Source organism: uncultured Kluyvera sp. (assembly GCF_902485085.1).
Lineage (GTDB): Bacteria > Pseudomonadota > Gammaproteobacteria > Enterobacterales > Enterobacteriaceae > Kluyvera > Kluyvera ascorbata.
This window is the reverse complement of the sequence record NZ_CABTJS010000123.1, coordinates 98936-117714: the sequence shown is the minus strand read 5'-3', so window position 1 is coordinate 117714 and position 18779 is coordinate 98936. Positions and strand designations below refer to the sequence as shown.

14 protein-coding genes are annotated in these 18779 nt (G+C 56.8%); 9 read left to right on the top strand and 5 right to left on the bottom strand.

All coding sequences use genetic code 11. From position 1 onward, the window contains the following. Positions 1 to 41 precede the first annotated feature (41 nt). Both sbcC and sbcD read right to left on the bottom strand, forming a co-directional pair. The gene (gene sbcC / locus RDN66_RS14580; protein WP_308537946.1) at positions 42 to 3182 is read right to left on the bottom strand and encodes an exonuclease subunit SbcC; all 3141 of its coding nucleotides are present in this window, start codon (positions 3180 to 3182) and stop codon (positions 42 to 44) included. Next, positions 3179 to 4381: an exonuclease subunit SbcD gene (sbcD, locus tag RDN66_RS14575; protein ID WP_202216355.1), complete on the bottom strand. Its 1203-nt coding sequence runs from the start codon at positions 4379 to 4381 to the stop codon at positions 3179 to 3181. The genes sbcC and sbcD overlap by 4 nt, the downstream gene beginning before the upstream one ends. 191 nt (positions 4382 to 4572) lie before the next feature. On the opposite strand from sbcD, the gene phoB reads away from it, so the two are divergent. From phoB to malZ, 5 genes are all read left to right on the top strand, one after another. Beyond that, positions 4573 to 5262 (top strand): phosphate response regulator transcription factor PhoB, encoded by a 690-nt coding sequence (phoB, locus tag RDN66_RS14570; protein WP_035895131.1) that lies wholly within the window; start codon positions 4573 to 4575, stop codon positions 5260 to 5262. A gap of 21 nt (positions 5263 to 5283) precedes the next feature. After that, positions 5284 to 6579: a phosphate regulon sensor histidine kinase PhoR gene (gene phoR, locus RDN66_RS14565; protein ID WP_035895132.1), complete on the top strand. Its 1296-nt coding sequence runs from the start codon at positions 5284 to 5286 to the stop codon at positions 6577 to 6579. A 409-nt stretch (positions 6580 to 6988) separates the two neighbouring features. Next, entirely contained in the window at positions 6989 to 8308 is a 1320-nt protein-coding gene (gene brnQ, locus RDN66_RS14560) for a branched-chain amino acid transporter carrier protein BrnQ (protein WP_035895133.1), read from the top strand. Between the two features lie 128 nt (positions 8309 to 8436). Next, entirely contained in the window at positions 8437 to 9789 is a 1353-nt protein-coding gene (gene proY, locus RDN66_RS14555) for a proline-specific permease ProY (protein WP_202218156.1), read from the top strand. A 201-nt stretch (positions 9790 to 9990) separates the two neighbouring features. After that, positions 9991 to 11811, top strand: a complete 1821-nt coding sequence (gene malZ, locus RDN66_RS14550) for a maltodextrin glucosidase (protein WP_202216353.1) — start codon at positions 9991 to 9993, stop codon at positions 11809 to 11811. On the opposite strand, the gene RDN66_RS14545 is transcribed toward malZ, so the two are convergent. Next, positions 11805 to 12707: a LysR family transcriptional regulator gene (locus RDN66_RS14545; protein WP_202216352.1), complete on the bottom strand. Its 903-nt coding sequence runs from the start codon at positions 12705 to 12707 to the stop codon at positions 11805 to 11807. The genes malZ and RDN66_RS14545 overlap by 7 nt on opposite strands. 250 nt (positions 12708 to 12957) lie before the next feature. On the opposite strand from RDN66_RS14545, the gene RDN66_RS14540 reads away from it, so the two are divergent. Genes RDN66_RS14540 through RDN66_RS14530 form a run of 3 tightly spaced genes read left to right on the top strand, consistent with a single transcriptional unit; the run spans position 12958 to position 16090 of the window. Further along, the gene (locus RDN66_RS14540) at positions 12958 to 13599 is read left to right on the top strand and encodes a hydrolase (protein ID WP_035895136.1); all 642 of its coding nucleotides are present in this window, start codon (positions 12958 to 12960) and stop codon (positions 13597 to 13599) included. A 59-nt stretch (positions 13600 to 13658) separates the two neighbouring features. Beyond that, positions 13659 to 14201 (top strand): antibiotic biosynthesis monooxygenase, encoded by a 543-nt coding sequence (locus tag RDN66_RS14535; protein ID WP_035895138.1) that lies wholly within the window; start codon positions 13659 to 13661, stop codon positions 14199 to 14201. Between the two features lie 20 nt (positions 14202 to 14221). Then, positions 14222 to 16090: an amidohydrolase gene (locus RDN66_RS14530; protein WP_035895139.1), complete on the top strand. Its 1869-nt coding sequence runs from the start codon at positions 14222 to 14224 to the stop codon at positions 16088 to 16090. A gap of 125 nt (positions 16091 to 16215) precedes the next feature. Here the strand turns inward: RDN66_RS14530 and RDN66_RS14525 are convergent, their stop codons facing one another. Both RDN66_RS14525 and acpH read right to left on the bottom strand, forming a co-directional pair. Next, positions 16216 to 16818, bottom strand: a complete 603-nt coding sequence (locus tag RDN66_RS14525; protein WP_064547849.1) for a peroxiredoxin — start codon at positions 16816 to 16818, stop codon at positions 16216 to 16218. 169 nt (positions 16819 to 16987) lie between these two features. Continuing rightward, a complete protein-coding gene (gene acpH, locus RDN66_RS14520; protein WP_035895141.1) occupies positions 16988 to 17569 on the bottom strand; it encodes an ACP phosphodiesterase in 582 nt (193 codons plus the stop codon). 91 nt (positions 17570 to 17660) lie between these two features. Between acpH and queA the strand changes: the two genes are divergently transcribed. Beyond that, complete coding sequence (gene queA / locus RDN66_RS14515; protein WP_202216351.1) at positions 17661 to 18731, top strand: tRNA preQ1(34) S-adenosylmethionine ribosyltransferase-isomerase QueA; 1071 nt, start codon at positions 17661 to 17663, stop codon at positions 18729 to 18731. Positions 18732 to 18779: the final 48 nt, after the last annotated feature.

The following is an 18779-nucleotide window of genomic DNA, read 5'->3' as shown; positions in this document are numbered from 1 at the left end:
CGATGGCGCTACGCTTATCGGGCCTACATTAGGTGGAGGGCTTACTCAACCGCAAACGCTTTATCCAATCGGCTATATCCCAACCCGTTGATCTTTTTCACCTTAATCTGCACCGGAATCCGTTCCTTCATCGCTTCTACGTGGCTAATCACGCCGATGATTTTGCCGCTGGCGTTAAGCGTATCCAGCGCGTCAAGCGCGGTGTCCAGCGTTTCGCTATCCAGCGTGCCGAAGCCTTCATCAAGGAACAGCGAATCGATGCGCGTTTTATGGCTCACCAGGTCAGAAAGCGCCAGCGCCAGCGAAAGGCTGACGAGGAAGCTTTCGCCGCCGGAAAGCGTCCGGGTATCACGCACCGCGTCTGCCTGCCAGGTATCGACCACTTCCAGCTCCAGCGCGTCGCTGACCTTACGCCGGAGTAGATAGCGACCGTGCAGGCGGCTAAGCTGTTCGTTGGCGAGCCAGACCAGATTATCCAGCGTCAGGCCCTGGGCGAATTTGCGGAACTTATCGCCTTCTTTAGAGCCTATCAGTGCGTTCAGATGCGCCCAGTCTTCCAGCGCGGCGCTGGCTTTTTCGATTTCCAGGAACAGCGCCTGCTGCTGCTGCCGATTCTCTTCGTCCTGCTTAAGCTGCTGGCGAAGCTCGCCCTGCCGCTCGCTGTTTTCGCGCAGCTGACGGGAAATTTGCTGGAGCTGCATCTGAGCATCGGTCAGGGTTAGCGCGGCATTCAGGGATTCCGGGCGCAACGTTAGATGACGTTGCAACGCCTCCTGCACCTGAGTGGCCAGGGTCTGGCGCTGCTGATGCTGGGTCTCCAGCGTCTGTTTTAACTGTTCCAGACGCTGGCGTTCTTCGTTGTCCAGCAGGGCGCTGAGGAAGTCCTGGCGATCGCTAAAGTGGGATTCGGCAAGCGCCTGGTCGAAGGCCTGCTCGGCCTGCTGCAAGCGCTGTTTCTCCTGCGCCTCCTGAAGCTGGAGCGTGTGCCATTGGCTTTCCAGCGACACGCAGTCATGATGCACCTGCTGCCAGCCGTCGAGCGCCATTGGGGCGACGTCAGTTGGGTCTTGTACCGCAGGCAGCGTCTCGAGCAGCGGTTGGATTTGCGCGAGCTGCTGTTGAATCTCCTGATGCTGTTTTTGCTGCTGTTGCCAGCGCTGGGTATCCGCTTCACGGGAGGCCAGCCACTGGCTCTCTTCGCCTGGTTGCGCAGGGGGAAGGCCGAAAGCGGAGAACGTCTGGGTCAGCGCGGCGGCACGTTGAGTGAGTTCATCGCGCAATTGGGTTTGTTGGGCGCGAAGCTCGCGAATTTGCGCGTCGAGCGTCAGGCGCTGGCTGTAGTGATAGCGCTGCTGTTCTGCCTCGTCCTGGGCGGCGAGCCAACCGTTGATGTCGTCAGCGGGCTGCAGCGTGATATTCAACCCCTGAATGACGGTTTGCCACTGTGATGTAAGTGCTTGCTCTCGCTCAGAAAGCGTCTCTAGCTCCGTATTTTCTTGCTGCTGCTGTTTTTCCAGTGCGGCCTGCTGGCCGCGCAGCGTGGCGCCTTCTTCCGCCAGATGAGCGACCTCTTTTTCCAGCGCGTCGCGGCGAGCTTTGTTGGCATCTGGAGTCAGCGCCTGATATTCCGCAAGCGCCGGGTGGCTGGTGGAGCCGCACAGCGGGCAGGGTGCGCCTGGCTGTAGACGCGCGCGCTCGGCCTCGAGGCGGACGATGGTCGCCTCCAGTTCGCAGATGGCATTAACGTCGTCGCGCTGCTGCTTTTTCTCTTTATAGGTCTGACGAAGCTGGGTAAGTCCGGCGTTCAGTTTCTCCAGCTGCTGCTGGCGCTGCTGCTGGGCGTGCAGAAGCTGCTGGCGGCGCGATTGAAGTGGGATGAACTGGGTATGCAGCGCGCTCAATTGCTGGCGCAGCGGGCGGGTGGCCGCGTGCTGCGCAATTTGTCCGGCAACCTCTTCCTGAGTCAGCGTTAAGGCTGACGGCGGCAGTTGAGCGAACTGTTTCTCCAGATCCTTCAAACGTTGCGCGGAGGAATCTATCTGAGCACGTTCGCGAGCCTGTTGGCTAAAGGCGCTGCGCCAGCCGGTCAGTTCTCCCTGCCAATGCTGGATATGATCATGTTCCTGAAGCCACTGCTGAATCTGGCTTTGCGTGTGCTGGAGCGAGCTGGCCTGCCGTTCGGCGCTCAGGCGGATACGGTCGCGAAGGCGGCGAGAATCATGTAAGCGAGTATTTACTTGCTCTGTCAGTTGGTGGGTTTTTGCCACCGTGGCAGCTTGCTCCTGTAGCTGGACCCAACGCGGGCGTAATGCCTCGGCTGGCTGCGCCCGGCTGAGCGTGGCGAGCTGCGGCTTGGCGGCTTCCAGCGCCTGTTTTGCGGCAATCAGCGCCTGCTGATGAGTCCGTTCGTCCTGCTCAAGTTCCTGTTGGCGAACCAGCCACTGCTGATGCTGGGCGGCCTGGGTGTGTTGCTGTTGCCACTGCTGTTCGTCAGAAGTAAGCGCCTGCAAACTCTGTGACAAGGTCTGCTGCTGCTCTTCACTCAGCAGCACCACGCCGCTGGCCTGCGCCTGAAGTTTTTCCAGCTCGCCGCGCGCGTGTTTATGTTTTTCAAATACCTGCGCAGAGATCTGGCCGTAAATTTCGGTGCCGGTCAGCTCTTCCAGCAGTTCGGCACGCTCTTTCGGTTCGGCGTTCAGGAAGGCGGCAAACTGGCCTTGAGAGAGCATCATTGAGCGGGTAAAGCGGCCGTAGTCGAGACCGGTCAGCGAGGCCGTCATCTCCAGCTTGTCTTTCACTTTGTCCGCCAGAATCTGCCCGTCATCGCAGCGTGCCAGCTCGACGCGTGGCGCTTGCAGGTTACCGTCCGGCTGGTTGCGGGCGCGGTTTTGGCTCCAGAAAGCGCGATAGGCCACGCCCTGAACTTCAAACTCCACTTCCGCCAGACACTCGGCGGTGTCGCGGGTCATCAGGTCGTTTTGTGACTGGGAGACGTTACTTAGGCGCGGCGTTTTGTGGTACAGCGCCAGGCAGATGGCGTCCAGCAGCGTGGTTTTGCCCGCGCCGGTGGGGCCGGTAATGGCAAACAGACCGTTGCTGGCAAACGGCTCCTGGGTGAAATCGATTTTCCACTCGCCTTTTAGCGAGTTGAGGTTTTTCAGACGCAGGCTGAGAATTTTCATGGCTGTTCCTCCTCGCCAAGGCTCTGGAGCGTGTCATTAAACAGCGCATGCAGACGCTGCTGCTGCTCCTCCTCCAGCGTTTCCAGCGACAAACGACGCTGGAATACTTCTTCGACGCTCAGCTCGCTCAAGGTCTCACGCTCAAGGTTTGCCAGAATGCGCTGGCGCTGTTCACGACTGCGGCGCACCAGCAGCACGTCTACCGGCAGGTCATCGGTGATAACCTGAATTTTACGTTGAATATCATGCAGGTATTCATCGCTGGTGATTTCGATATCCAGCCAGGTGCTCGGCTCTGCGGCAGCATCGCGCCATTCAGCGAGCTGGGCGCTGATAGCGTCAAAATCGCCTTTGATCACCGCCAGCGGTTGAGCGATCGGAACGGTAAGCGGTGTGACCTCGGCAAGCTTGCCGTCTGCGAAGTTCACCAGATTGACGCTTTTGGCTTTGCCGGTTTCATCAAAGCTGAGGGCGATAGGCGAACCGCTGTAGCGGATATGTTCGCTGCCGCCGATTTTCTGCGCCCGGTGAATATGGCCCAGCGCGATGTAGTCGGCCGGCGGGAAGTTTTGCGCCGGAAACGCGTCCAGTGTGCCAATATAAATGTCGCGTACCGCGTCACTTTTGCTGGCACCGACGGTCGTCAAATGACCGCTGGCAATAATCGGCAGCGTGGCGTCACCGCGTAGCGTGCAGGCTTGCTGGTACTGCAACTGGTAGTAATCGGTAATGCTCGCCAGTACCTGCTGGACTTTTTCGCTGCCGGAAAGCCCGGCCTGGCTGGTTATGATGTCGCGCGGGCGCAGGAACGGCACCGGGCAGAATACCGCGCCGGGCGTGCCGTCGCGGCGGTTCAGGATAAAGGGGGCATGGCCCGCGCTGGCGATCACCGTGGTATTCAGAAATGAAAGGATATCGCGGGATTCATTCAGCGTTGCCACAGAGTCGTGGTTGCCCGCCAGCACGACCAGATGGCAGCCGGTTTGTTGCAGATTAACCACAAATCGGTTGTACAGTTCTCGCGCGTAGCTCGGCGGGGAGCCGGTATCGAAGATATCGCCCGCCACAATAATGGCATCGACTCGTTCGGTTTCGGCGGTCGCGAGCAGCCAGTGCAGAAAAGCCTCATGTTCAGCCGCGCGGCTCTTGCTGTAGAAGTTCTGGCCGAGGTGCCAGTCCGATGTGTGGATGATGCGCATAGCGGTTCCGTGAGAAGTGGCGTAAAGTTGATTATAAACATCAGCCTACGTTGAGGTCGATGAGCGCGTTTCGGCAGTGTCATAAACGGCAAACCGCGATCATCTAACGGTCATGTTTTTCATAAATCTGTCATAAATCTGACGCATAATGACGCCGTATATAATACTGATGTCTAAAAACAGGGCAAATAATGGCAAGACGTATTCTGGTCGTTGAAGATGAAGCGCCAATCCGCGAGATGGTCTGCTTCGTACTGGAACAAAATGGTTTCCAGCCGGTAGAAGCTGAAGACTACGACACCGCTGTCAGTAAACTGAATGAACCCTGGCCCGACCTTATTCTGCTCGACTGGATGTTACCGGGCGGTTCGGGACTGCAATTTATTAAGCATATCAAACGTGAAGCGCTGACGCGTGACATTCCGGTGGTAATGCTCACCGCTCGCGGTGAAGAAGAAGACCGCGTGCGTGGCCTGGAAACGGGCGCTGACGATTACATTACCAAGCCATTCTCACCAAAAGAGCTGGTCGCCCGCATTAAAGCGGTGATGCGCCGCATTTCGCCGATGGCGGTGGAAGAGGTGATTGAGATGCAGGGGCTGAGCCTTGACCCGACCTCTCATCGCGTGATGACCGGTGAAAACCCGCTGGACATGGGCCCAACTGAATTTAAACTGCTGCACTTCTTTATGACGCACCCGGAGCGCGTTTACAGCCGCGAACAGCTGCTGAACCACGTCTGGGGCACTAACGTTTATGTTGAAGACCGTACCGTCGACGTGCATATCCGTCGTCTGCGTAAAGCGCTGGAACACAGTGGTCATGACCGCATGGTGCAAACCGTTCGCGGCACGGGTTATCGTTTTTCCGCCCGTTTCTAAATTTTGACAGGAGTGTGACGCGTGCTGGAACGGCTGTCATGGAAAAGGCTGGTACTGGAGCTGGTGTTATGCTGTCTCCCGGCCGTGATACTGGGACTGATTTTTGGTTATCTGCCGTGGTTTTTACTGGCGGCGGTGACCGGGCTGCTTATCTGGCATTTCTGGAATTTACTGCGACTTTCATGGTGGCTTTGGGTTGACAGAAGTATGACCCCGCCGCCGGGACGCGGTAGCTGGGAGCCCTTGCTATACGGGCTCAACCAGATGCAGTTGCGTAATAAAAAACGCCGCCGCGAACTGGGTAATCTGATTAAACGTTTTCGCAGCGGCGCGGAGTCGCTGCCGGATGCGGTGGTGCTTACCACCGAAGAGGGCGCTATTTTCTGGTGTAATGGCCTGGCCCAGCAGCTGCTGGGGCTTCGCTGGCCCGACGATAGCGGGCAAAACATCCTCAACCTGCTGCGCTACCCCGAATTTACCCAACACCTCAAAAAACGTGAGTTCTTAAAGCCACTGCATCTGGTGCTGAACAGCGGTCGCCATCTGGAGATCCGCGTCATGCCCTACACCGACCGTCAGCTTTTGATGGTGGCGCGTGATGTGACGCAGATGCACCAGTTGGAAGGCGCTCGACGCAACTTCTTTGCCAACGTTAGCCATGAACTGCGCACGCCGTTAACCGTGTTGCAGGGCTATCTGGAGATGATGCAGGAGCAGGTGTTGGAAGGGAACGTGCGTGAAAAAGCGCTGCACACCATGCGTGAGCAGACGCAGCGGATGGAAGGGCTGGTGCGCCAACTCCTGACGCTCTCTAAGATTGAGGCTTCACCGACGCTGGCGCTCAATGAAAAAATTGATGTGCCGATGATGCTGCGGGTAGTCGAGCGCGAGGCGCAAACGCTCAGTCAGCATAAGCATCAGTTCCATTTTGAAATTGATGAGACGTTAAAAGTGCTGGGCAATGAGGATCAGCTGCGTAGCGCGATGTCGAATCTGGTCTACAACGCGGTGAATCATACGCCAGAAGGGACGCTGATTACCGTGCGCTGGCAGCATGCGCCGCACGGGGCATTGTTCAGCGTGGAGGACAACGGACCGGGAATTTCGCCTGAGCATCTGCCAAGGCTGACCGAGCGTTTTTATCGCGTGGATAAAGCGCGTTCACGGCAGACCGGCGGTAGCGGTTTGGGGCTGGCAATTGTTAAACATGCGGTTAATCATCACGATAGCCGATTGGATATTACCAGTGAGCTCGGCAAAGGTTCGTGTTTCAGCTTTCTGCTGCCGGAACGTTTAATTGCCAAAAATAGCGAGTAATTTCACGCTTGTCAGCTTAACTTTCCACAGACCAGCCTCGGCTGGTCTGTTTGCTTTGCAGTCAAGTAACCCCCGCGTGATTTACGAACGTCTGATTATTTTTTGTTCGCATGATTAGCCGGATGTTTTTCTTAAATCCAGTTAATCCGTCTGCTTATTTTTTCACTATCAATATAATCATCTGGTTTTGCGATCCCGTGTTGCTTTAAAACGTTATAAGCGTTTAAATTGGCCCCCATGCAGTCGTAAACAGACTGTATATACGCGGTAAATCAAAAAACTATTCTTCTCTACGCCGCGAAGGGAGCATATCCCGCTGAGTTTATTGTCAGTTTCCTCTGCATCATTCCACAGGCGCTGACACAATAAATTTGTTTTACAACACCACATCCACAGGCTGTAGTTACATATGACCCATCAATTAAAATCGCGTGACATCATCGCTCTGGGCTTTATGACCTTCGCGTTGTTTGTTGGCGCAGGCAACATCATTTTCCCTCCTATGGTTGGCTTGCAGGCCGGTCCACACGTCTGGACTGCGGCTATCGGCTTCCTGATTACTGCGGTAGGTCTGCCTGTGCTGACCGTCGTCGCGCTGGCGAAAGTGGGCGGCGGCGTTGATAGCCTGAGCACGCCAATTGGTAAAGTGGCGGGCGTACTGCTCGCTACGGTCTGCTACCTGGCGGTTGGCCCGCTGTTTGCGACCCCGCGTACCGCGACCGTGTCGTTTGAAATTGGTATCGCGCCGCTGACCGGCAGCGGTGAACTGCCGCTGTTTATCTACAGCGTTGTCTACTTTGCGCTGGTGATTCTGGTGTCGCTCTATCCGGGCAAACTGCTGGATACCGTGGGTAATTTCCTGGCGCCGCTGAAAATCCTGGCGCTGATTGTGCTGTCCGTTGCTGCCGTGATGTGGCCAGCTGGCCCTATCAGCCACGCGATGGAAGCCTATGAAACCGCCGCGTTCTCAAACGGTTTTGTGAACGGCTATCTGACCATGGATACGCTGGGTGCGATGGTGTTTGGTATCGTTATCGTTAACGCCGCGCGTTCCCGCGGTGTGACCGAAGCGCGTCTGCTGACCCGTTATACCATCTGGGCTGGCCTGATGGCCGGCGTGGGCCTGACGCTACTGTATCTGGCGCTGTTCCGCCTGGGGTCAGACAGCGCGACGCTTGTCGATCAGAACGCGAACGGTGCAGCAATTCTGCACGCATACGTACAGCACACCTTCGGTGGCGCGGGCAGCTTCCTGCTGGCGGCATTGATCTTCATTGCCTGTCTGGTGACGGCGGTGGGCCTGACCTGTGCGTGCGCTGAGTTCTTTGCGCAGTACCTGCCGTTCTCCTACCGTTCACTGGTCTTTATCCTCGGCCTGTTCTCGATGGCGGTGTCGAATCTGGGGCTGAGCCACCTGATTCAAATCTCCATTCCGGTGCTGACCGCGATTTATCCGCCATGTATCGCACTCGTAGTGCTGAGTTTTACCCGCAATTGGTGGCATAATTCGGGCCGCGTTATTGCACCACCGATGTTTATCAGCCTGGTATTTGGTATCCTTGACGGCATCAAAGCCTCTGCCTTTGCAGATGTGCTGCCAGCGTGGACGACCCGTTTACCGCTGGCCGAGCAAGGCCTTGCATGGCTGATGCCGACGGTTGTGATGGCGGTTCTGGCCATAATCTGGGACCGCACAGCAGGTCGTCAGGTGACATCAAGCGCCCACTAACCGGCGTTGACATCAAGGTGTTTTAACCACGGAACGTGATGTTCCGTGGTTTTTTATTTTGGGTACTTTCACCTAAGTCGTTCGCGCTGCGGCGCGATGATGATGGGTATGACATGGCACTGGAAACGATGGAAAACAACAAGCTGAAGCGCGGGTTAAGCACCCGACACATTCGCTTTATGGCCCTCGGATCGGCCATTGGTACGGGGCTGTTCTACGGCTCCGCCGATGCGATCAAGATGGCCGGGCCAAGCGTTCTGCTGGCCTACATTATTGGCGGCGTTGCCGCGTATATCATCATGCGTGCGCTGGGCGAAATGTCCGTGCATAACCCGTCTGCAAGCTCCTTCTCTCGCTACGCGCAGGATAACCTGGGCCCGTTGGCGGGCTACATCACCGGCTGGACCTACTGCTTTGAGATCCTGATTGTAGCCATTGCGGATGTGACCGCCTTTGGTATCTATATGGGCGTCTGGTTCCCGGCGGTGCCGCACTGGATATGGGTGCTCAGCGTGGTGCTGATTATCTGCGCCATCAACCTGATGAGCGTGAAGGTATTCGGTGAGTTGGAGTTCTGGTTCTCGTTCTTCAAAGTTGCCACCATTATCATCATGATTATCGCCGGTTTTGGCATCATCATCTGGGGTATTGGCAACGGCGGGCAGCCGACGGGGATTCATAACCTGTGGAGCAACGGCGGCTTCTTTAGCAACGGTTTGCTTGGCATGGTGATGTCGCTGCAGATGGTGATGTTTGCCTACGGCGGTATCGAAATTATCGGTATTACCGCCGGTGAAGCGAAAGACCCTGAGACTTCGATTCCGCGCGCGATTAACTCCGTGCCGATGCGTATTCTGGTGTTCTACGTGGGTACGCTGTTCGTCATTATGTCTATTTATCCGTGGAACCAGGTTGGTACCAACGGCAGCCCGTTTGTGATGACCTTCCAGCATCTGGGGATCACCTTCGCGGCCAGCATCCTCAACTTTGTGGTCCTGACGGCATCGCTGTCGGCGATTAACTCCGACGTGTTCGGCGTGGGTCGTATGCTGCACGGGATGGCGGAGCAGGGTAGCGCACCGAAGGTATTCGCTAAAACGTCCCGTCGCGGTATTCCGTGGGTGACGGTGATGGTAATGACCATCGCGCTGCTGTTTGCGGTTTACCTCAACTACATCATGCCGGAAAACGTCTTCCTGGTGATTGCGTCGCTGGCGACCTTCGCGACGGTGTGGGTGTGGATTATGATTCTGCTCTCGCAGGTGGCTTTCCGTCGCCGCCTGTCGGCTGATGAAATCAAAGCGCTGAAGTTTAAAGTGCCTGGCGGCGTGGCGACAACGATTGTCGGTATCGTCTTCCTGGTCTTTATCATCGCGCTGATTGGTTACCACCCGGACACGCGTATTTCGCTGTACGTGGGCTTTGCGTGGATCCTGCTGCTGTTAGTCGGCTGGGCATTTAAAACCCGTCGCCGCAAATAATCTACTCTATTTAGTAGCCCGGACGAGGTGCGTCAGCACCGACTCCGGGAGCTTTACCGGCACCATTTCGCTTGGCCGGGTTACAACGTTTTTGCCTCTCTATTCTCCGCCCCCGTCCTCCTCCCTACAAAAATGTTCAAAAGATGAGTAGGGTGCAATAGTCGTATGGCAAGGTGAGCTCACTTTGAGGATAGGGGATAGATGATGTTGAATGCCTGGCACCTTCCTGTTGCTCCCTTTATTAAACAGCAACAGGACAAACTCATTATCACGCTGTGGCTTCGTGGCGATGATCTGCCGCAGCGGGTGACGATGCGCTCGGAAGTCGATAACGAAGAGATGGCGCTACCGATGCGCCGCAGCGGAAAAGCGCCGAGCCGCGATATCGTGCAATGGCGCGCGGAAATCAGCCTGCATGAAGGCCAGCCGCGTCGCCGTTACGCCTTTAAGCTGCTGTGGGATGACCGCCAGCAGTGGTTTTCGCCAAAAGGCTTTAGCGCCTTTCCACCGGCCAAGCTTGAACTCTTTGCCTTTGACTGCCCGGACGCTGGCCCGCAGTGGGTGACCGAACAGGTTTTCTATCAGATTTTCCCGGACCGTTTCGCCCGCAGCCCATCGCGCAGCGACCAGCAAGATAAGGTCTATCATCATCACGCCGCCGGGCACGACATCGTCCTGCGCGATTGGAATGACCCTCTCACTGCCGAAGCGGGTGGCTCGACCTTTTACGGCGGGGACCTCGACGGTATCAGCGAAAAACTGCCGTACCTGAAAGCGCTTGGCGTCACCGCGCTGTACCTGAACCCGGTGTTTACCGCACCCAGCGTACACAAGTACGATACTGAAGATTATCGTCAGGTCGACCCACAGTTCGGCGGCAACGACGCACTGCTGCGCTTGCGCCATAACACCCAGCGCGAGGGGATGCGCCTCGTCCTCGATGGCGTGTTTAACCACAGCGGCGATACCCACGCCTGGTTTGACCGCCACAACCGCACACCGAGCGGGGCCTGCCATCACCCGGACTCTCCGTGGCGCGACCAATACAGTTTTTCACCGGAGGGTAAAGCGCTCGACTGGTTAGGCTACGCGAGCCTGCCGAAGCTGGATTACCGGTCTCAGGCGCTGATTGACGAAATCTACGGCGGTGAAGACAGCATCGTTCGCCACTGGCTGAAAGCGCCGTGGAATATGGACGGCTGGCGACTGGACGTGGTGCACATGCTCGGCGAAGCGGGTGGCGCAAAGAACAACCTGAAGCATGTAGCAGGGATAACCCAGGCGGCGAAAGCCACGCGACCGGACGCCTACGTGCTCGGCGAACATTTTGGCGATGCGCGTCAGTGGTTACAGCAGGATGCGGAAGACGCGGCGATGAACTATCGCGGCTTTACCTTCCCGCTGTGGGGATTCCTTGCGAATACCGATATCTCCTACGACCCGCAGAAGATTGATGCACAAACCTGTATCGCGTGGATGGAAGACTACCGCGCCGGGCTGTCGCATCAGCAGCAGCTACGCATGTTTAACCAGCTTGATAGCCACGATACGGCGCGTTTTAAATCGCTGCTGGGTCGCGATGTGGCGCGTCTGCCGCTGGCCGTGGTCTGGCTATTTAGCTGGCCTGGCGTGCCCTGTATCTACTATGGCGATGAAGTGGGGCTGGACGGCGATAACGACCCGCTCTGCCGCAAGCCGTTCCCGTGGGATGAAAGCAAGCAGGATAAAAATCTGCTGGCGCTCTACCAGCGTCTGGCTGCGTTGCGTAAAGCGACGCCTGCGCTGCGCCATGGCGCTTGCCAGGTGCTCTATGCGGCGGGAGACGTGGTGGTGTTCCTGCGCGTGCTTGGTGCAGAGCGCGTGCTGGTGGCGATTAACCGTGGGGAAGCCTGCGACGTCACGCTCCCTGACTCCCCGCTGCTGCACGTGGCTCACTGGCAGCGAAGGGAGGGCGATGCGCAGCTTGAGGGGATGCGCTTGACGCTACCGGCTATCTCCGCGTCGGTGTGGACCGGTCACTGATAGAGACGGCGAATTTCAGCGCTGGCGAGCAGGGTTTCACGCCACCAGCGCTGGGCGAGCCCGTCGCTGCCGTTGCGCCAGGCCATATAGGCGACGTCTTTTTGCCGAAACGAGTTTACCGTTTTCTCCACTAACTCTCCTGTCGCCAGCCACGGGCTGGCAATATGGCGGGGGAGGAATCCGCAGCCCATACCGGCGCGCAGCAGCGTCACCTTACTGTGAAAATCGTCAACGCGAATCTGCGGCTGTTCATCCATCAGGTTGGTCTGCAAGGGATGGCATACCCGTGCGCTATCGCTTATCACTACCGCGCGATGTAAACAGAGCTGCTCGTTGGTTAAGCCCTCTGACGCGGTGGCCAGCGGGTGACTTGGCGCGACCACAAACACGTTATCCAGCGTGCCGAGCATACGGTACGACCAGGCGGCGGAGGTGGGCGGTTCGTTAATCGCACCGAGGATAATATCCGCGCCGTTATGGGTGAGTTCTTCCCAGGAACCGGCCAGCGTATGATGGGTAAAGTTGAGGCGCGTTTGTTTATTCAGGGCGTAAAAGGCGTCGATCGTCGGCAATAGCGCGGCAAAGGGAAACGAGTCGTCCAGTGCTATCGCCAGCTCTTTCTCCCAGCCAGAGGTCAGCTGTACCGCCTGTTTTTCCAGATCTTTTGCCGCGTTAAGCAGCAGACGGCCCTTTTCCAGCACCATTCGCCCGGTATCGGTAAATTTAGCCCGATGCCCGGAGCGGTCCAGCAACGTAATTTCCAGGTCGCTTTCCAGCTTTTGAATCATATAGCTAAGCGCGGCGGGCGTTTTGAACAGCGAATCAGCGGCGGCGGCGAAAGACCCGTGTTTATCAAGGGCATCAAGAATGAGCAGTACGTCCAGATTGAGTCGCATAATAAAAAATATCCTGAAAATTAAACCACTACGTTGTAACGAATAGCGAAAAACAAAGCCAGTGAATAAATTAGATAAAACTGTCGCATTTTTTTGATGCTGATTTATTACCGTCACGGGATGGTAAGTTTTCTTTAATAACTCGTTAGAAATTTCCCGCTATACTCAACAAGCTTTCTGATTCAGGATCCTGCTGCTGACGGCAGTTTAAGACCGTTACCTTTTAACTTATTGATTAAGAAGGTGTGTTATGTCTATCCGGGAACTGATTGACCCTCAAAACTCTGCGCTTATTTTTATTGACCATCAGCCACAAATGTCATTCGGGGTGGCGAATATTGATCGCCAGACGCTGAAAAATAACACCGTAGCATTAGCGAAGGCCGGTAAAATATTTAATGTTCCGGTAATTTACACTTCCGTCGAAACGAAAAGTTTTAGCGGTTATATCTGGCCAGAATTACTCGCTGTTCATCCCGACGTTAAGCCTATCGAACGTACTTCAATGAACTCCTGGGAAGACGCTGCTTTTGTGAAAGCGGTAGAAGCGACCGGGCGTAAAAAACTGATTATCTCGGCGCTGTGGACTGAAGTTTGCCTGACCTTCCCGGCACTGATGGCGCTGGAAGCGGGATATGAAGTTTATGTCGTGACTGATACCTCCGGCGGCACCTCTGTTGATGCCCACGAGCGTTCTATCGACCGCATGGTGCAGGCTGGTGCGGTGCCGGTGACCTGGCAGCAGGTGCTGCTTGAGTACCAGCGCGACTGGTCACGCAAAGAAACTTACGACGCGGTGATGGATTTGGTGCGTGAACACAGCGGCGCGTATGGGATGGGCGTGGACTATGCCTATACCATGGTGCACGGCGCGCCAGAGCGCAAAGCTTAAGGTCCGCGACCCGGTGGGGCGTCGACCCCACCGGTTGCAAGCGCAAGGAACCCATCTTCATGACGCAAAAGCATGTCACGCTGGTTATTACTCACGCTATTCGTCCCGAACACGTTGCGCAGTACGAAGCCTGGCTTGGCGAAATTATGCCTATTGCCGCTAGCTATCCCGGTCATCTGGGTGCCAACGTTATTCGTCCGGTCGATGGACAGACGGCCTGGAATATTATCATCCGCTTCGACACCATCGAGCACCTCTACGCCTGGACCCAGTCTGACGTGCGACGCAAGCTGGTGGAGGAAATCGCCCCGGTTCTGGGGGACGGCGACCGCACCGAGGTGCGCACCGAAGCCGCTTTCTGGTTCACCCCGCCTGCCGCTAACGTTCGCCAGCCAAAGCGCTGGAAACAGTTTCTGATAACGCTGCTGGTGATTTTCCCCAGTACTAACCTGGTCCCCGCGATTACCGGCGCGCTGCTGCCGTCGTTAAAGGGAACCCTGTTACTGCATTTTATTAATGATGCTTGTGTGGTCGCGCTGGTGGTCTGGTTCTGGATGCCCATCGTGACCCGCCTGTTTGCCGGTTGGCTGAAAAAAGCCTGAATCGACGCGAGGAGAACGCTATGTCACAAACCGCTACCCTGATTTTAACGCAGGGGCAGATTCACACTCTTGACCCGCAACAGCCCATCGCCGAAGCGGTGGCCATCGCTGATGGCAAAATTCTCGCCGTCGGTAGCGACGCGCAGATGCTGTCCTACGCGGGTGAAGGCACGCAGATTGTTGACCTTCACGGCCATACAGTGATCCCTGGCCTTAACGACTCGCACCTGCACCTGATTCGCGGCGGGCTGAACTACAACCTGGAGCTGCGCTGGGAAGGCGTACCGTCGCTGGCGGATGCGCTGCGCATGCTCAAGGAGCAGGCCGATCGTACGCCATCGCCACAGTGGGTGCGCGTGGTGGGGGGCTGGAGTGAGTTCCAGTTTGCCGAACGCAGGATGCCGACGCTGCAGGAGCTTAACGATGCCGCGCCGGATACGCCGGTGTTCGTCCTGCACCTCTACGACCGCGCCCTGCTCAACCGCGCTGCGCTGAAGGCGGTGGGCTACACCAAGGATACGCAAGCTCCAGCGGGCGGTGAGATTGTCCGTGATAACAACGGCAACCCGACCGGGATGCTGATTGCCAAACCCAACGCCATGATCCTCTACGCGACCCTGGCGAAGGGGCCGAAGCTGCCGCTGGAGATGCAGGTCAACTCCACCCGCCAGTTTATGCGCGAGCTGAACCGACTGGGGCTGACCAGCGCCATTGATGCGGGCGGCGGCTTCCAGAACTACCCGGAAGATTACGAAATTATTGAGCAGCTGCATGCCAATAAGCAGATGACCATCCGCATTGCTTATAACCTGTTTACCCAGCGTCCGAAGCAGGAAGTTGAGGATTTCGAACGCTGGACCGATATGCTGAAACCGGGGCAGGGCACTGATTTCTACCGTGCTAACGGTGCAGGCGAGATGCTGGTCTTCTCGGCGGCTGACTTTGAAGATTTCCTGCAGCCGCGCCCGGATCTGCCGCCGGGTATGGAAGATGAACTTGAACGCGTCGTCCGTCATCTGGTTGAGCATCGCTGGCCGTTCCGCCTGCACGCCACCTACGACGAGTCGATTAGCCGTATGCTGGATGTGTTCGAGAAGGTTAACCGTGATATTCCGTTCAACGGTCTGCACTGGTTCTTTGACCACGCCGAGACCATCACCGAGCGCAACATTGAGCGCGTGAAGGCGCTGGGCGGCGGGATTGCGGTGCAGCACCGTATGGCCTTCCAGGGCGAGTACTTTGTCGATCGCTACGGTAAAGATGCGGTGAAACATACGCCGCCGGTGGCGAAAATGCTGGAGATGGAGGTGCCTGTCGGTCTGGGGACGGACGCCACCCGCGTGGCGAGCTACAACCCGTGGACGGCGCTGTACTGGCTGGTTTCCGGGCGTACCGTCGGCGGCATGGCGATGTATGACGATGAAAACCGTCTGCCGCGCGATGTGGCGCTGGAACTGTGGACGGCGGGTAGCGCCTGGTTCTCCAGCGAGCAGGGCAAAAAAGGTCGTATTGCTGCTGGGCAACTGGCGGATCTGGTGGCGCTGTCGAAGGACTACTTCAGCGTGCCGGAAGAGGAGATTAAAGGCATTGAGTCGGTGATGACGATTGTTGATGGCCGCGTAGTCTACGCCGCCGGACACTTCACGCCGATCGCCCCGCCGTCGATTCCGGTGGTGCCGGACTGGTCACCGGTGGTGAAAGTGCCGGGCCACTATCGCTCCGCGCCTCCGGGCTCAGAGCATATTGGTGCAGTGGTGCAGATGCATCAGTGCTGCGGCAGCTGCGGTGTGCATGGGCATCAGCACGATATTGCGCGCCAGTCCGGTATTCCGGTATCGGATGACCGTGCCTTCTGGGGCGCGCTGGGCTGTTCTTGCTTCTCGTTCTAAAACGATCCCGGCGGCGTTTCGCTTGGCCGGGCTACAGGATGTAGCCCGGGCGAGGCGTCGCTGACTTAGGGGAAACAAAAAAGGCTCGCGCAGTGCGAGCCTTTTTTTGCCGGAACGTCAGCCGATTACAGGCTGGAAACGTTCTCGCTCAGGTATTTAGCAACGCCGTCCGGAGACGCGTTCATGCCTTCTTTCCCTTTTTCCCACTGGGCCGGGCACACTTCGCCGTGCTGCTCGTGGAACTGCAGCGCATCAACCATACGCAGCATTTCGTCGATGTTACGACCCAGCGGCAGGTCGTTAACCACCTGGTGGCGAACCACGCCGTTAGCGTCGATCAGGAAGGAGCCGCGCAGCGCAACGCCTTCGTCCGGGTGTTCGATACCGTACGCTTTCTGAATTTCACGCTTAACGTCGGCAACCATTGCGTATTTCACTGCACCGATGCCGCCTTTGTCGACAGGGGTGTTACGCCATGCGTTGTGGACGAACTCAGAGTCAAAAGAAACGCCAACCACTTCAACGCCGCGCTTCTGGAACTCTTCGTAACGTTTGTCGAAGGCAATCAGCTCGGACGGGCAGACGAAGGTGAAATCCATCGGCCAGAAGAACAGAACGGTGGCTTTACCCTGGGTGTGCTGTTTGAAATTGAATTTCTCAACGATTTCACCGTTGCCCAGTACCGCTGCTGCGGTGAAGTCAGGCGCTTGACGAGTAACCAGAACCATGGGGTTCTCCTTTGAATTTATAAGGTTAATGGAACGCAACGCGGGCCAGTATAGGGAGGGTAAGCGAGGAACACAAAAAGACTATGACGATTAATAAGATAGGATTCACCTATCAATTATTATTTTATCAAAGGAATAAGCATAGCCGTTCCGTGGCCCGATGCAAGTCCTACAGCGTTTTGTTTTTCGCCTGCGCCATCATCTGCGGATAGAACTGCCAGAAACGGGTCTCCAGCGCATCATAGTGCGCGTCGAGATCATGCCAGGAGTCGCGCAGCGCATCGAGCTTCGGTCGACGGCTGGCCATGCCGTTCAGTACCCGCTGGATAAAATCCATCTCGGCGTACCGCTCCAGCCAGCGTTCCGTCCACAGGTGCTCGTTCAGCGTGAGAAAGCGTGCTGGCGCATCCGGAAGAATCGTGGTGACTTCGGCGCGGGCATAGCGGGTAAAGTCCGGTAATGCGATGTCCGGTGAGATACGGCCCCAGTGGCGGGAAAGGAAATGGTCCCACATCACGTCGAGGGTAATGGGTGCCACGCGGCGCGTTTCGGGGCGGAACCATTCGCGCGCTTCTTTTACCTGCGGCAAATTGTCGGTCATCACGTCAATACGGCGATGCATATGGATGCCGTCAACGATGGCGGCCGGATAATCTTGCCCTGGGTTACCGCGAACAAAATCCGCCAGCAGATTTCCCGAAAGCGAGCTATTGGCGAGGTGAGCAAGGTGCAGGTGAGCGAGAAAATTCATTGTTAAACGTTTATCCAGAGGGGTAAGGGTTGCAGGGATGTCTCCCCGGCACTAGACTACCCGCCTCATTATTAAGCCCAGAGTCACAGTCATGCGCGTTGCCGATTTCTCCTTTGAACTACCAGAATCCCTGATTGCCCACTATCCGCAAGCCGAGCGTAGCAGCTGTCGCTTGCTGTCGCTGGACGGGCCGACGGGCGCGCTGACGCACGGTACTTTCACCGATTTGCTCGATAAGCTCAACCCTGGCGATCTGCTGGTCTTTAACAATACCCGCGTGATCCCGGCGCGCCTGTTTGGCCGTAAAGCCAGCGGCGGCAAGATTGAAGTACTGGTCGAGCGTATGCTGGATGATAAACGTATTCTGGCACATATTCGCGCCTCTAAAGCGCCGAAACCTGGTGCCGAGCTGCTGCTGGGCGATGATGAAAGCATTAAAGCAACAATGGTCGCCCGCCATGACGCGCTGTTTGAAGTCGAATTCGACGACGAACGCAGCGTGCTGGACATTCTGAACGCTATCGGCCACATGCCGCTGCCGCCGTACATCGACCGTCCGGACGAAGACGCCGACCGCGAGCTGTATCAGACCGTGTACAGCGAAAAACCGGGTGCCGTTGCGGCACCGACCGCGGGCCTGCATTTCGACGAACCGCTGCTGGCGAAGCTTCGCGAGAAAGGCATCGAGATGGCGTTTGTTACGCTGCACGTGGGCGCGGGTACCTTCCAGCCGGTGCGCGTTGACAGCATTGAAGACCACATCATGCACTCCGAATACGCGGAAGTGCCGCAAGAGGTGGTGGATGCAGTGCTGGCGGCGAAAGCTCGCGGCAACCGCGTGATTGCGGTCGGTACCACCTCCGTTCGCTCGCTGGAAAGCGCGGCGCAGGCGGCAAAAGATGAGCTGATTGCGCCGTTCTTCGGCGACACGCAAATCTTTATTTTCCCAGGCTACCAATACCAGGTGATTGATGCGTTGGTCACCAACTTCCACCTGCCGGAATCTACGCTGATTATGCTGGTGTCCGCTTTTGCCGGTTATCAGCACACCATGAACGCCTATAAGGCTGCTGTAGAACAAAAATATCGCTTTTTTAGTTACGGTGATGCCATGTTTATCACGTACAATCCGCAGGCTATTTCTGAGCGTGTCGGGGAATAAATTTCCGGCATGAGTGTTTAAAACGTCGGACTGTTTTTCTGACGCAGG